Here is a 373-nt window from a genome sequence, read left to right as displayed (position 1 = left end):
TGATACAGGTGCTCAAGGTATCCAGGGTGTTGCCGGAAAAGATGGCAGCACACCGACCATTGATCCAAGCAAGACGACAACTGGTACGGATGCCAATGGCAATCCAACCACGACTTACCACTTCATGATCACCGGACCTGATGGCAAACCCGCTGATGTCGGTCAACTGACCGTTACCGACGGTAAGAATGGAACTAATGGCGATACGCCAAAGATTGATCCAAGCAAGACGACGACTGATAAGGATGGCAACCAAGTTTATACGCTTGTAGACAGTAAAGGTAATTCACTTGGGACCTTGACGGCACCTAAAGGTGACACTGGCGCAACCGGTGCAACTGGAGCTCAAGGGGCTCAGGGTGCTAAAGGCGAT

General features: G+C 51.2%; 1 pseudogene. It reads left to right on the top strand.

Going from position 1 to position 373, the window contains the following annotated elements:
• Nucleotides 1–373: pseudogene (locus tag FFM73_RS12855) on the top strand (hypothetical protein); the annotation flags it as partial.

The sequence above is a fragment of the Secundilactobacillus hailunensis genome (assembly GCF_005405185.1).
Taxonomy (GTDB): Bacteria; Bacillota; Bacilli; order Lactobacillales; family Lactobacillaceae; genus Secundilactobacillus; species Secundilactobacillus hailunensis.
This window is presented reverse-complemented; position numbering and strand designations above follow the sequence as displayed.